Annotated in this window: 11 protein-coding genes and 1 pseudogene; 4 read left to right on the top strand and 8 right to left on the bottom strand. The window is 64.4% G+C overall.

Features of this window, described 5'->3' with window-relative positions; genetic code table 11:
- Window positions 1-44 precede the first annotated feature (44 nt).
- The 3 genes and pseudogenes from ATB1_RS16535 to ATB1_RS16525 form a co-directional block, all read right to left on the bottom strand.
- Window positions 45-1912 (bottom strand): annotated as a pseudogene (locus ATB1_RS16535) (ABC transporter substrate-binding protein).
- A 183-nt stretch (window positions 1913-2095) separates the two neighbouring features.
- Complete coding sequence (locus ATB1_RS16530; protein WP_042665750.1) at window positions 2096-2749, bottom strand: helix-turn-helix domain-containing protein; 654 nt, start codon at window positions 2747-2749, stop codon at window positions 2096-2098.
- A gap of 155 nt (window positions 2750-2904) precedes the next feature.
- Entirely contained in the window at window positions 2905-4275 is a 1371-nt protein-coding gene (locus ATB1_RS16525) for an SLC13 family permease (RefSeq protein WP_052367612.1), read from the bottom strand.
- Between the two features lie 260 nt (window positions 4276-4535).
- On the opposite strand from ATB1_RS16525, the gene ATB1_RS16520 reads away from it, so the two are divergent.
- Window positions 4536-5399, top strand: coding sequence for a ParA family protein (locus ATB1_RS16520; protein ID WP_042661701.1), 864 nt, complete (start codon window positions 4536-4538; stop codon window positions 5397-5399).
- Entirely contained in the window at window positions 5396-5809 is a 414-nt protein-coding gene (locus ATB1_RS16515) for a hypothetical protein (protein ID WP_042661700.1), read from the top strand. Before ATB1_RS16520 ends, ATB1_RS16515 begins: the two co-directional genes overlap by 4 nt.
- A 226-nt stretch (window positions 5810-6035) precedes the next feature.
- Here ATB1_RS16515 and ATB1_RS16510 read toward each other — a convergent pair whose 3' ends face one another.
- From ATB1_RS16510 to solA, 4 genes are all read right to left on the bottom strand, one after another.
- Window positions 6036-8549: an FAD-dependent oxidoreductase gene (locus ATB1_RS16510; RefSeq protein WP_042661699.1), complete on the bottom strand. Its 2514-nt coding sequence runs from the start codon at window positions 8547-8549 to the stop codon at window positions 6036-6038.
- 174 nt (window positions 8550-8723) lie between these two features.
- A complete protein-coding gene (locus ATB1_RS22100) occupies window positions 8724-8891 on the bottom strand; it encodes a hypothetical protein (protein ID WP_157837696.1) in 168 nt (55 codons plus the stop codon).
- A gap of 27 nt (window positions 8892-8918) precedes the next feature.
- Window positions 8919-10673 carry a BCCT family transporter gene (locus ATB1_RS16505; protein WP_042661698.1) on the bottom strand — a complete coding sequence of 585 codons (1755 nt, stop codon included), beginning with the start codon at window positions 10671-10673 and terminating at the stop codon, window positions 8919-8921.
- A 290-nt stretch (window positions 10674-10963) separates the two neighbouring features.
- Window positions 10964-12106, bottom strand: coding sequence for an N-methyl-L-tryptophan oxidase (gene solA, locus ATB1_RS16500; protein WP_042661697.1), 1143 nt, complete (start codon window positions 12104-12106; stop codon window positions 10964-10966).
- Window positions 12107-12303: 197 nt separating this feature from the next.
- On the opposite strand from solA, the gene ATB1_RS16495 reads away from it, so the two are divergent.
- Together ATB1_RS16495 and ATB1_RS16490 are read left to right on the top strand one after the other, a co-directional pair.
- Entirely contained in the window at window positions 12304-13446 is a 1143-nt protein-coding gene (locus ATB1_RS16495; protein WP_042665748.1) for an aromatic ring-hydroxylating dioxygenase subunit alpha, read from the top strand.
- The gene (locus tag ATB1_RS16490) at window positions 13439-13813 is read left to right on the top strand and encodes a hypothetical protein (protein WP_042665747.1); all 375 of its coding nucleotides are present in this window, start codon (window positions 13439-13441) and stop codon (window positions 13811-13813) included. Before ATB1_RS16495 ends, ATB1_RS16490 begins: the two co-directional genes overlap by 8 nt.
- A 24-nt stretch (window positions 13814-13837) precedes the next feature.
- Here the strand turns inward: ATB1_RS16490 and ATB1_RS16485 are convergent, their stop codons facing one another.
- Window positions 13838-14488, bottom strand: a complete 651-nt coding sequence (locus ATB1_RS16485) for a helix-turn-helix domain-containing protein (protein ID WP_042665745.1) — start codon at window positions 14486-14488, stop codon at window positions 13838-13840.
- Between the last annotated feature and the right edge of the window lie 205 nt (window positions 14489-14693).

Below are 14693 nucleotides of genomic sequence, written 5' to 3'. Positions count from 1 at the left end.
CCCCCCGACGCCGCGAGTGGGTAGTGTTCGACATGCTCGTCACCTCACGAGAAGTCCGCCTGTCCGAGTTCGTCGCGGCGCTTGTGCAGGTTTCCGGGCTGGATGCGCTCGACGAAGGCGGCCCACGCGTCCCCGTTGGGGAACCGGAGATTCCCGTCGTCGTCCCACGTGTAACCGGCCCGTTCGAGGAGCGATTTCGCCCCGTCGGTATCGAACTCGTAGTGAGTCGTGTCCGACGTGTGCCACGGCGTGAGGTCCGAAATCGGGTTCTCCCCGTTCGGGACGGTCGCGCGGTCCTGCAGCACGTCGGCGGCGAAGCCTCGGTGTCTATCGACTTGACGAGGGCGACGCGGAACTCCTTGTCTCGAACGAGCGGACAGGAGAACATTAGCTTCGTGTCGAGGGGCGCGAAGTTGCCCGAGGTCATCTTCTCGACGCCGGCGGTGCTCGCGGCGCGGTCGGCCTGCGAGTTCGAGAGCGTCGTGCCGATGGCGTCGATTTCGCCGCCCTGCAGCGAGCCGATCATGGAGTCGATGTTGCCGACGTTGATCCAGATGACGCGGTCGACGCCCTCGCCGGTCGTGGCTTGGTCGCCGAGCACGTCGGCCCGCCAGCCGTCGTCGAACATCCAGTGGCCCTCGTTTTTCGACACCTCGAAGCGGGTCCCCTGCTCCCAGTTTTCGTACGCGAACGGCCCCGTGCCGACGGGCGACTCGGGGTTATGCTGGGACGGGTTCTCCACGTCCTCCCATTTGTGCTTGGGGATGATGACGCTGCGAACGACGCGCTGGGTCATGAACGCCGCGTCGGGGCCCGTCAGATTGAACCGAACCTCGTGGTCGCCGAGCACCTCGACCGACTCGACCGGCTCGTAGAACGGCGTCTGACTGGTCGAGGAGTGTTCCTTGTACAGTTCGACGGTGAACTTCACGTCCTCGGCGGTGAACGGCTCGCCGTCGTGCCACTCGACGCCCTCGCGGAGGGTGAGTTCGACGGTGGTGTCGTCGACGAAGCCGCCGCCGGTCGCCAGCGCGGGGACGACTTCGAGGTCCGGCGTGGCGTCGAAGAGGCCGTCGTAGATGAACGTCAGTCGCTTCGCCTCCGCACCCCCGGCGGCCCACGGGAGGTTCAGCGAGTTCATCGAGGTGGTCACGCCCTTGATGTAGGTTCTGTCGTCGGTCTGGGGCTGGAGGTTCACCTCCGACCAGACGAACGAGTCCTTCGTCGGCCCGTTGCCCGGCGTCTGGACGTAACCGCTCCAGCGGTCGGTGTTGACCGCGGTGATGACGTCGGGGAACAGCGTGATGAGCGCGCCCACGTCCTCGCTGAAGATGCGCTGGGCCTCGGCGACGAGTTCCTCGCGCTCGGTGCGGTCGGTCGTCCGGCTCTGTTCCGTCAGCACCTCCTGTAGGTCGGGGTGGTAGTAGTTGTCGTAGTTCGAGAGGCTCGTCTCGCTCCGCCGCATCAAAAGCGGGTTCAGGTCCAGCCCGCGCTGTGGGTCCGGACCGTGGGTGCTCATCGAGAGGATGGCTTCGAGCCCCTTCGTGTCCCAGCTCTGTGCGTACAGCTGGTTCAGCGGTCGGTCGTTGAGCTGCGTCGGAACGCCGAGCGCGTCCAGCCCGCGTTGGACCATGAGCGCGTGCTCCCGCATCCACGGGTCGTCCTCGCTCGAAAATTCGAGCGGGACGGGATCCAACGCCGCACCGGCTGTCGCGCTGTAATCGAGCGGCGGTTCGTCGGCGTCGATGGTCTCCCACTCGCGCCAGTACTTCGTCTCGACCGTCTCCGGGGTCCCGGAGGGGACATCGGGAGTGAGACTCGACCCGCCGTCGCTCCCGCCGCTCCCGTTGCCGCCGCCACCGGTACACCCCGCGAGCCCGGTCGCGCCGAAGGCGGTCGCAGTCGCCGCCACGTAGTCGCGTCGCGTGAGGCCAGTTCCGCGTTCGACACCTGAACTATCACGATTTTTCTCCGACATTGCGACAGCCTGTTATGGAGTATCTTCCATGGTGCTGTTCCCGATACGTCCCGATATCTATCGTTCTTTATATACTCGGTCGTCGAGATGCGGCAACATTCTCCAGCGGGTGCGGCGCTACTCCTGTCGCGGACCGTAGATGAGTTCGAGCAGGTTTCGTTCCGCGGTCCGGAGTCGTTCGCTCAGCGTTGACTGAGCGATGCCCAGTTCGTCCGCGAGTTCGGTCTCCGACGTCTCCCGCGGGATGTGGAAGTAGCCGTGGTTGAATGCCGTCTCCAGAACCGCGAGTTGGTCGTCGGTCAGCTTGGAGATTAACACCTCCTTTAACCGCCCGCTGTCGAGCGGTTCACCGGGGGTCTCGTCCTGCGTCACGGAGCGGAGTTCGAACTCGCCGAGCGTCTCCTGAATCTCGTCGGCGAGTTCCCGGAAGTGGTCCCAGTCCTGCGCGGTGGCGACGACTTCGAAGACGCCGTCTTGGAGGACGATGCGGTTCGGAATCGTCTCCTGTCTGAGCACCAGTCCGAGGATGAACGGGTACGACTCGTTGGCGAGAATCGTCACTCGGCGTATCTGCACGTCGGTCGAGGCGGTCGGAATCTCCTCGTCGTAGAAGACGGTCACGCCCGAGATGTCGGCGAGGAGGGACTCCACGTCGAAGGGGTCGTTCGAGGCGATGGTGAGCGACTCGATCCACGTCCCGTCCTCGACGTAAAACGCGTTGTCCAACTCGATGCTCCGGGCGTCTCGCAGGCGGCGATCTATCTTCGACATGACGCCGGTCGGAGCCGTCGTAAACTCAACACGTAAGATGCGAACTCACCCGTACCGGGCAGATACCGTTCACCTACAAATAGCCAGGTGGTTGTTGCCGCAACGGGCAGCGATACCGGGCCGAACGCGGACGGGGCGGTGGGGCGGCCGCCGAATCAGGCGACGAGCGGCCAGTAGAAGAGCCACGAGAGAGTCACGACGACGAGCGACAGGCCCATCGTCACGAACCCGAACAGCGTCACGTCCCGATTCGTCAGCGGGCCGCGGTCGAGCGAGACGAGCACGGCGGTCGTGTTGAACGGGAGAATCGTGGTCGACCCCACCACCAGGAGGACCGCGAGTCCGAGATAGAGCCGCGTCACGCCGAACGTCTCCGCGAACCGCAGCACGATGGGGAGAATCACCACGATGGCGGCCGACCCGGTCGAAAAGAGCACGCGAACGGCGACCGCGAACCCGAGGAGCAGTCCGACGAGTTGCCAGTGGCCGAACGCCTCGAACGGGACGAACTGCGCGAGGAGGTCGACGACGAGCGCGATGGTTTGGGTCGCTTCCAAGGCGTCCAGAATCGACAGCGTCGCGCCGATGAGAAAGAGGACGCCCCAGCTGAGACCCTTGACGTCGTCGGCGTCGATAACGTCGACTCCCGGGAGCGCGAGGACGGTGACCGCGACGACCGCCGGGAGAATCTCGGGGAGGCCGACGAACGAACCGACGACCCACGCGAGGACGGTCCCGGCCATCACCACCGCGACGAATCCCTGCTCGCGAGTCAACTCGCCGTCGGAGGACGCGTCCGCAATCCCCGGCTTCCCGGGGTCGACAGTCGAGTCGGCATCGACGGCGTTGAAGAGACCGGCGGCCGCGGCGGCGAGTACGTAGAGAACCACTGTCGGCGGAATCATCAAGACCGCCCACTCGACCCACGAGAGCGGTCGGACGCTCGTCGCGAGGATGCCAGAGGTGACGAGCGCCATCCCGCCGCCGGTCATGAGCGCCATCGACGCGATGGGGTTGATGTGACCCAAGAGGAGGAACGACGCGCGCTCGAACCCGCTTCCCGACGGGAGGTCGAACTCCTCGGTCACCTCCTCGACGATGGGGATGAACGCGACCGCACGGGCCATCGCCGACGGCATGAACAGCGCCAGTACGAGCACGTTCCGGGCGATGGAACGAAACGCCCCACGAGGGGTGCTGTCCGGGGACAGCAGTCGGTTCGCTAACCGGGTGTCCAACCCCACTGACCGGACCGCGTTGCCGAGGAGTAACAACACGAGGAGGAAGTACACGAGCGAGGAGGTGAAGCCACTCACCGCGGCCTCGAAGGAGTCCACGACGCCGAGGGCGTACAACAGGGAGACGCAGGCAAGACTCGAAATCGCGTACGGAACCGGCTTCGTCAACCAAAGTAGGAGCGCGACGACGAAAACCGAAAGCGCGTACTGCGACCGGACCGGAAGGACGGAGACGGGGTGGAGCCCGACGACTGCGAGGAGCAAGGCGGCGGCGACCGCGAGCGTCACCGTCTGCGACGAGAGTTCCGGGGCGCGCAGCCCTCGACCGGGCAACCAATCTGTCACGAACGTACCTGCACACAACGGGTCCAAATAGCTACTGCCGGTGACAATTCGGGCCGCCAGTCGAGGTGAGAGCGCGAATCGAGTCGATAAAAAATAGTTTAAATAATTTGGAATATTTGGATAATTTGGATTGCCCAAAGAGCGAGAGTAACCATAATTATTTCAACTGTGCCGAGAATCTCGCTATCACGGATATCCCCATCATGTCACGTGCAGTCAGCGTCTGTCTCCTCAAAGGCGGTATCGGCAAGTCGACGACCTCCATCAACCTCGCCCGCGAGCTCGCACACCGGGGAAGCGACGTACTGCTCGTGGACCTCGACCCGAACGGACACACCACGACGGGCCTCGGGTTCGGCGAGGAGTTCTACTCGGAAGCGCATCTCGGTGACGTGCTCCTCGACGACGCCGAGTTGGAGCCGCGAGAGCTCATCTTGGAGACCGACTTCGAAATCGACCTCCTCCCGTCGAACGACCGCATCGAGCAGGTCGAGTCGGATCTCGGCGGCGTGATGATGGGGTCGGCGCGGCTCAAACAGCGCGTCATCGACCCGCTTCTCGGCGACGACTACGACTACGTCGTCGTGGACTGCCCCGCGGCGCGCGGGAAGCTCAACGACAACGCGCTGTACGCCACGCAGAATCTCGTCTTACCGATGCGACCCGAGTCGGGTGCGCTCTCGGGGCTCGAGAAAACCGTCAACCGACTCATCACGCCCGCGCGAGAGCACTTCGACCTCAAAATCCTCGCCGTCGTGCCGACCGACCTCCGGGACCGAATCGACCACGACCGCCCGACGAGACGGCTCGTGGAGGCGCTCGTCTCGAAGCCGAATATCGCCTCAAAGCTCCCGAACTTCGCGTACACCGACCCGGAGGTGTTCGAGGCCATCGACGACGGCGAATGGGACGGCGACCTGCCGAAGCCGGGAATTCGACACCGCTCGGCCATCGACGCGTCGATTCGAGAGCACATGCCGCTTCGGGACTACGACAGCACCTGCGACCAGTTGGCGTGCTACGACGAACTCGCACAAATCGTCGAAGAAGGTGAGGTGTCCCGATGAGCGAAGACCCCTTCGGCGACCTCGACGCCGCGATGGGGGGTGAGGAGTCCGCGTCGGACCCCGAGCCTGAACCGGAGCCCGAGAGTGCCGACACCGACGCCGCGGCCGAATCGGAAGCGGAGCCAGAACCGGAGTCTCTCGAAGAAGTCGACCCCCGAGAGCGCCCCGCGTTCGAGTTCGATGAGACCGTCCACAAGGCGCTCTACGTGCTCGAAGCGGTCGCCGACGAGTTCGACGACATCATCACCTACGACGTGGAGCGGGACCTGACCCGCGACCACGGGCTCAAGGGCGTCACGAAGAGCGAACTCCACAACGCCGCGCTCGACGTGGCCACCGAACACCCCGAAGAAATCGTCGAACGCGTCCTCGAACAGCGCGGCGTCGACGACGACGAGAGTTCTGAATAATTCGGATAATCCGTCTCTGTCAAACTCCTTAGCGCCGGACAGAACACGTACGGAATGACAGCGGGAGCGCACCGACCGTGACAGCGCTAGAGTAGTGTAACACTAGTGTGTGAGTTCCACGCATCCCGACATCAGCACAGCCACAATAGGTAGCGGCGACGGAGGGGTTCGACGGGGCCGACGATTCAGAGGGAAACGGAGGCGGTGACGCGAGGGGAGCCGGTTCTCACCGAATCATCTTGTCGCGGTCGGCGTCGAAAAGCGGCCCCGACCGGACCGTCGCGGGATAGGCGTCGCCCTCGTACCGAATTTCGACGTCCTGCCCCGAACTGGCGTACTGCTCGGGGAGGTACGCGTATGCGATGCCGGCGTCGATAGTGTAGCCGTAGTCCGCCCGACAACAGTAGCCGACGACCTCGCCATCGGCGAACACCGGGTGGCCCGCGTCGACGACGGCTTCCTCCTCGTCGAGCGTTATCGGGACGATTCGGTCGCTCGGGCTGTCGTCGTTTTTGTCCTCCACGAGCGCCGCCTTCCCGACGAAGTCGGTGTCGAGGTCGACCGCGAAGCCGATGCCGGCCTCGTACGGGTTGTGCTCGGGCGTGAGGTCCGTCCCCCAGAGACGGAATCCTTTCTCCATGCTCGTCGAGTCGAGCGCGGCCCAGCCGACGGGCGCGATGTCGTACTCCTCGCCGGCCTCCCGAATCGCGTCCCAGAGCTGGCTCCCGTACTCGGTCGGGGCGTAGATTTCCCAGCCGAGTTCGCCGGCGTACGAGAGTCGAAGCATGGTCACGGGGATGCTTCCGAGGTAGGTCTCCTGTGCGGAGTAGAACGGGAACTCGTCGTTCGAGAGGTCGGCCTCGACGAGGTCCGAAAGCACCTTCCGGGAGTCAGGTCCGAAGACGCCGATGCCGGTCCGACTGGAAACGTGCGCGGTCACGTCGACGGAGCCGTCGTCGGGCGCGTGCTCTTTGACCCAGCGCGAGTGGAGCGTCGCCGAGCTTCCGCCCCCGGTGAACAGCACGAACCGTTCGTCTCCGAGGCGGGCGACCGTCAGGTCGGCGAGCACGCCGCCGTCTTCGTTGAGCATCGCCGAGTAGCGCATCCGACCCGGCGTGACGTCCATATCGTTCGTCAGGAGTCCCTGCAGGAACTCCAGCGCGCCCGGCCCCGTCACTTCGATGGGTGTGAAGGTCGTCATATCGACCATGCCGACCTTCTCGCGGAGGTGCTGGTGTTCCGCGCCGTGGACCTTCGACCAGTTCTGTGAGAGCCAGTCGGGACGGTCCGGAACGTCGTACGTTTCGAGGAGTGTCTCGTTGGACTCGTACCACTGTGGGACCTCCCAGCCGTCGCTGTCGTAGAACTCCGCGCCGAGGTCGGCCTGCCGGTCGTAAAACGGGCTCCGGCGGAGGGCCCGCTGTCCGTCCGGCTGTTCGCGCGGGTGGATGAGCTGGTACACCTCGCGGTACTGCTGTGCGCCGCGCCCGTAGGTGTACTCTCGACTGCCCGTGTGCGATTGGAACCGGGAGACGTGCGCGCCGGAAGCGTTGACTCGGGAGCCGTTGAGCCGCGGCGTTCCGTCTTCCATCCAGCTAGCGACGATGTCGCCCGCGCCGCCGGACTGCGTGACCCAGACGGCGAGCGCCCACCAGAGTCCGTCCGTGTCCTCGTCCGGTCCGAGGATGGGCATGCCGTCGGGCGTGAACGAGAACATGCCGTTGATGGCGGAAGTCCACTCGCAGTCCTCGAAGCCGGGGACGAGTTCGCTGGCGGCGTCGAAGGCCGACCGGTCGTGGTCCGGGTGGGTGTTCTCGTAGAAGTGTTCCTCCGTGAACTCGCGGAGCGACGGGTATTCGAGTCCGAGGTCGTCGAGCTTATCGGGACCGTAGATATCCGCCGGGTCGACGAGGAGCGACTCGTGGTTGTACGAGCCGATACCGTAGCGCTCGCCGTGCTGGCGGTAGTACAGCGAGTGGTCCTGATGCCGGAGGAGCGGCTGTTCGATTTCGCGCTCTGCGCCTTCGAGTTCGTCCAGTTCGTCGGAGACGAGATACTGGTGCGCGCAGGGAACGAGCGGGATGTCCGTGCCGACCATCTCGCCGAACAGCGGCCCCCAGATGTTCGTGGCGACGAGCACCTCGTCGGCCTCGATTCGGCCGTGCTCGGTGTCGACCGCGTCGATACTGCCGTCAGAGATGTCGATGTCCGTGACCTCGGTGTGGCCGTAGAACTCGACACCGACCTCGCGCGCCTCCTCCGCCATCGATTCGGCGGCGCTGACGGCGTCAGCCTTCCCGTCCGACGGGACGTAGTACCCGCCGTAGATGACGTCAGGGTTTATCTGTGGAACGCGCGCTTCGACCTCTTCGGGCGTGAGGAGTTCGCCCTCGTCGATGCCGTAGGACTGTCCCCACTCGCGCTTGCGTTTGAGGAAGTCCCAGCGCGCTTCGGAGTAGGCGACTTCGATGCCACCGCACGTCCGGAAGTCACCGAACCCGTCGTAGAGGTCGCGCGTGTACGACGCCATCTCCGTCATCAGCTTGTTCCCGGCCGTCTGGAACACGAGTCCGGGAGCGTGAGAGGTCGAACCTCCCGTCTCGAACAGCGGCCCCCGGTCGAGGACGACGACGTCTTCGCGACCCGACTCGGCGAGGTGATACGCCGCGCTACAACCGACACACCCGGCCCCGACAACGACCGTTCCGGCGCGTTCGGGAAACGTATTCCATGTGCTCATATACCAAACAGTAGTGACCGCGGCCCCCGGATATCTCTCCGGGTCCACTATCTGAGGTGTATACGTACCGGGGGGTGGTGAGAGCCGGGTCTCGCCACGGGGCGAGCGTCGTTTGCACGAGGAGAGAGCGCCGACGAGCAGCGTTCGCCAACGGGGAGCGTTCGCCGACGAGCGTCACTCGCCGACGAGGTACTTCTCTCTGAGGTAGATGACGAGGCTGGCGCTCAGGAACGCGAGACCCGCGCCCCGTAGCTCACCGACCGTCATCGCGAACAGCGCAACGACGAAAAGGAGAACCGCGAACGCCGCCGAAACGACAGCGAGCGCGTTCATCGATAGCATCGAGTCATCGGTTCGGTGACCCCGTCGTCAGTCGTCCGTCGTGCTGGGGTTCTCTTGGACGTTGGTCACGACCGACGTCCGAGAGCGACCGACGTCGATGTCGATGTCCTCGTCCGACAAGTTCTCGATTCGCTCGGCGAACTCCTCGGACTGCAGGAGTTCGTACTCCTTGTCGAGACCGAGATAGACCGTGTAGCACATGACGACGAGGACGACGGCGAACGGGAACCCCGTCGCGATGGCCGCGGTCTGGAGCGCGCCGAGGCCGCCGCCGTAGAGGAGAAGCGCCGCGACGAGACCCTCGACGACCGCCCAAAAGATGCGTTGGGTCCGCGGCACGTCGTGCTTGCCGCCCGACGTGAGGTGGTCGACGACGAGCGACCCCGAGTCGGAGGAGGTCACGAAGAACGTCACCACGAGCGTCACGGCGAGCAGTCCCGTGACGGCGCTGAACGGGAACTGTTCGAGGAGCGCGAACATCGCGACCGTCTGTCCGGCCTCGCCGTAGGTCGCGAGGACCGCGCCGTTACCCTGAAGCGAGTTGAACAGCGCGCTCCCGCCGAACGCCGAGAGCCAAACCGTCGAGAACAGCGACGGCAGGACGAACACGCCGAAGACGAACTCGCGGACCGTCCGCCCCTTCGAGATGCGCGCGACGAACATACCGACGAACGGTGACCAGGCAATCCACCACGCCCAGTAGAACACCGTCCAGCCGTTGACGGTTGACGCGCCGTCGCCGAGCGTCCCGGTGAAGAACGCGAGCGAGAGGAAGTCGCTGAAGTAGTTCCCGAGGCCCTGCACCCACGCGCCGAAGATGCTCATCGTCGCGCCGGCGACGAGCACGAACGCCAACAGGACGAACATCAGAAAGACGTTCAGCGTGCTCAGACGCCGGATACCGTCTTCGAGGCCGGCCGCGACGGAGGCGGTGGCGATGAGAGTAATCACGGCGATGAGCCCGATCTGCATCCCCGTGTTGTTCGGAAGGCTCAGGACGCCGAGCATGCTCTCGCCGAGGATGTACGACAGGCCCGTGTTTATCTGTGCGACGCCGAGGCCGAGCGACGTGGCGAGGCCGAACAGCGTCGCGAACACCGACACGAGGTCGATGAGGTGGCCCGGCCAGCCGTAGATTCGCTCGCCGAGGAGCGGCCAGAAAATCGACCGGAAAGTGAGCGGAAGCCCCCTGTTGAACGAGAAGAACGCGAGCCCCAATCCCACGAGACCGTAGATGGCCCACGGGTGGAATCCCCAATGGAAGAACGTCTGCGTCATCGCGGCGATGCCCGCAGCGCCGGACCCGGCCTCGGCGTCGAAGAAGCCGGGGACGTTGGTGAAGTAGTACAGCGGCTCCGAGACGCTGTAGAACATGAGCCCGATGCCCATGCCCGCGCTGAACAGCATCGCCATCCACGAGAAGTCGCTGAACTCCTTTTCGGCCTCGACACCGCCGAGCGTTATCTTTCCGTACTTACTCAGCGCGAAGTACGCCAAGACCACGATAAAGAGGTTCACCGACAGGAGGAAGAACCACCCGAAGTTACCCTCGAAAAAGCCCCTGACGGCCGAGTAGACGCTCGCCGCCTGCTCGCCGAGAATGAGCGTCGCCGCGACGAAGACGCCGATTACCAAGAGCGCGGCTGGGAAGACGACAGGATGGATGTCGAGCCCCCACCGCTGGATGTTTCCGTCGCCGGGTTCGCGCTCCGTCTCGGGGTAGAATACGTCCGCCTGTAAGTCGTTCGTCGACCGGTCGGTCGAATCGTTGCTATTCGCCATTCGATACAGCCTCCGTTGATAACCGTCGCCTGAATTCGTGTTCGTTCATATCGCTGTCCCCGCTTTGGGGCCACCCGGTGTCACCGTCGAGAGACGGCCCGCGTCGACTTCGACGCGTCCACTCTGACCATGACACAGGACCACACCCCTCACGATTCAACCATCCCATCGGTATTACACATCATAACAAGTCGGCTTGGATAACAGTGGCATTTATACGCAAAAGAGGAACAGTTACGAAAATTATATCGTCAGATCGGTTGACGAGCGGCAATCGCGACCGCCCGTCGTCACTCGAACCGGTCGAGCGAGAACATGTCGAGCGGCAGGTCGCTCTCGCCGTCGACGACGAGGTCGGCGAGGATTTCGCCGATGACGCTGGCGAACTTGAAGCCGTGTCCCGAAAAGCCGGCACCCACGGCGACCTGCGGGTGGTCCGGCAGCGTGTCGAGGATGAAGTGTTCGTCCGGCGAGTTCGTGAACATGCACGTCGCGAGCGACATCGTCGGCCCCGCGGCCTCCGGGAAGTACTTCTCCGTGACGTCCCGGAGTATCGCCTCGTCGGCGCGGTTCGGCTCGCGGTCGAAGTCGTCGGGGTCGACATCCTCGTCTCGGTGGTGGTACTTGCCGAGTTTGAACCCCGGCACGTCGTGGACCGGGAACCCGTAGAACCGGCCCTCGGGGACGCTGAGGTTCCAGACGGGGAACTCCTCGGGCGCGAACGTCGCCGGCGACTCGGGCTGGAACCACGCGAGCGCCTGTCGCTCGGGGACCGCAAGCCCGTCGAGGGCGTCGGCGAGTTTGTAGTTCCACGCGCCCGCGGCGAGCACGAGCGCGTCCGCGACGTAGACCCCCCGGTCGGTGCGGACGCGCACCCCGCCGTCGTTCGTCTCCGCCCAGTCTTCGACCCGCTCGCGCGCGCGAATCTCGGCACCCCGTGCTTGTGCGGCCTCGGTGTGCGCGATAATCGCCTGCTCGGGGACGACGAACCCGCCGTCTTCCTGATAGACCGCGCGGTACTCCTCTGGGAGTTCGTAGCCGGGGAACCGCTCGTTGACCTCCGCGCCGGTCAGCACCTCGTGGGGGATGTCGTGTTCCTCGCAGGAGCGTTTCGAACCCGCGAACACGTCGTTGTCGACCGGCCCGGCGTCGATGGAGCCGGTTCGGTGGATGACATCGCGGCCGGTCTCCTCGGCGAGGTCGTCCCAGAGGTCGTACGCCCGCTCGATGAGCGGGACGTACGAGGGGTGTTCGTAGTACGCGCGCCGGATGATGCGCGTGATACCGTGCGAGGACCCCTGCGAGTGGGGGATGTCGTAGCGTTCGAGACCGACGACGTCGAGGCCGCGGTCGGCGAGGTGGTACGCGGTCGCGCTCCCCATCCCGCCGACCCCGACGACGGCGACGTCGTATTGGTTGTCACGGACACTCATGGTGTCCGGCGGTTCGGAACGTCCCCCCTTCACTCTTGACCTGTATCACGGAGCCCCTTTTTCAGGGAGACGACGCCTGATCCGTCGATATCGGTGCTGGCGGCCGAACGCCGACCGCTCGCGGATATCCACCGCCACTTATACGGCTCAACTATTCCCGACGAATCCTTTTCATCGGATGTGTGTTTCTTCCTCCCATGACACGGTGGAACAACGGTCGTGACGAAATCGGTGCAGTAAGTGCCGACATCACCGCGGAAACGAACGCGCTCCCGGCGAGGTACTTCACCGACCCGGAGGTTCACGAGATGGAAAAGGAGAAAGTGTTCGGTCAGTACTGGGTCTACGCGGGTCACGAGACCCACATCCCGGACGCGGGCGACTACTTCACGCGGACCATCGGCGACAAGCAGATAATCGTCACCCGCGACGGCGACGGCGACGTTCGGGCGTTCTACAACGTCTGTGCCCACCGCGGGTCGAAGATGCTCGACGAGACGCCGATGACCGACCCCGGAAGCCTGAGTCGAATCACCTGCCCGTACCACCTCTGGGCGTACGAACTCGACGGGTCGCTCCAGAGCACCCCGAAGAGCTTCGAGGAGGCGAGTCTGAACCCCGACCTCGACGACGACGCCGTCGGCGAGCTCGACCCCGAAGAAAACGGCCTCATGGAGGTCAACACGGACGCCATCGGGCCGCTCGTGTTCGTCAACTTCGAGGACGAACCGAGCCTCTCGCTTGCCGAACAGGCAGGGTCGATGAAGACGGAACTCGAAGACCTGCCGCTCGGCGAGTACGAACACGCCCGGCGGTACGTCTCCGAGGTCGAGTGCAACTGGAAGACGTTCAGCGGGAACTACTCGGAGTGCGACCACTGTCAGGCGAACCACCAAGACTGGGTGCAGGGGCTCGAACTCATGGAGTCCGAACTCGAAGTCAACGACTACCACTGGGTGCTCCACTACAAGCACAGAGAGGACGTCGACGACGAGATGCGCATCCACCCCGAACACGAGGCCAAGTTCTACTACTTCTGGCCGAACTTCACGGTCAACATGTACGGCACCGCCGACGGCTACGGCACGTACATCATCGACCCAATCGACGAGGGGCGCTTCCAGCTCATCGCGGACTACTACTTCCGCGACGCCGACCTCTCGGACGAAGAAGAGGAGTTCGTCCAGACGAGCCGCCAGCTCCAAGAGGAGGACTTCGAGCTCGTCGAGCGGCAGTACGAGGGGCTCACGTCCGGCGCGCTCGGGCAGGCGCAGCTCGGGCCGAACGAACACACGGTCCACAAACTCCACCGGCTCGCGCAGGACGCGTACAATGCCTGACGACGGGGACGCCGAACTGGCCGAAAAGCCCCGCGCCGGGGTCGTCACCTGTCCGTCGTGCGACCTCCACGTCGCGGTTTCGGAGCCCAACGACGCCGTCGAACTGTACCGGCGACACGCGGACGTCACCGGCCACGACGTCGAGTGGGAACGCGTCGCGTTCGACGCCGAAGTCGACGCCGAAGACGTGAAAACAGCCCTCGTCGAACTCGGCGAACGTCACCCGGACGGCGTCGAACTCGGGCGACTCGCCGCGGCGCTCACGGACAGCGGCGTCGCCATCGGCGACGCGCTCGACGCCGTCTACGACCTGCGAATGAGCGGAGAAATCTACGAACCGCGGGACGACCACGTTCTCGCGGTCTGACTCCCGCAGCCCCTTCTGAGGCGGTCACTCGTCTACGAGAATCGACTCGACCAGCTCCGCGGTCCCTCTCCTGATACGCCCACTAACAGCAGTCGGCGAGATGTCGAGCACGTCCGAAAGGTCGTCTAACGCCGCCTCTCGCGGTTCCTCGAAGTAGCCGTGCTCGTAGGCGGCCACGAGCGCGTCGCGCTGCGCGTCGGTCAGCTTACTCGGCTCGCCGTTCATCCAGCCGTCCTGCTGGAACATCCGATTCAGGTCGAAGGAGATGTCGTTGGCCTCGCAGTACTCCCAGAGCTCCGCGAGCGCCTCGCGGTCCGACAACTGGAGACGGACCCGCCACCCGGACGTCTCGTTGCTGCACGCGTCGAGCATGAGTCCGCCGAGTTCCGTGACTATCGGCGACAGGAGTATCGCGTCGTTCGTGTGGCCGATGCGATAGACGACGGAGTCCTCACGCTCGGAGACGAGCCACCAGTCGCGGACGGTGTGGTCGGCTTCCAACGCCTCTTCGAACGCGGCGACGTCCGCGTTCTTCACGGCGAAGAAGAACTGGCCCGTCTCGGGATCAGTCCCGGACTGAGAGACAACGTCTATCTCGCTCGCGGCTTCCGACTGAATCGTCGGCGTCAGCGCGAGGTCGTCGTGCGCGATGTCGGCGACAGTTATCAAGCTCATTGTGGCTTCACCTCGTGGCCCAGTGGATTCGACACCGACCAAACCAGAGTGTCGAATCGGTTGAAGTCCGCGAAGTCGTTTCGACGTTCGCGATAGAAACGTGTCTCATGGGCACGGTATAGTATTTTGAACAGCAGATTCTCGTTTATAGTTTTCGCCGCATATTCTGTGGGGCTATATAAACCGACTCAGTATTCCACACCGC

The sequence above is a fragment of the Haloferax sp. ATB1 genome (assembly GCF_000730175.1).
This window is presented reverse-complemented; position numbering and strand designations above follow the sequence as displayed.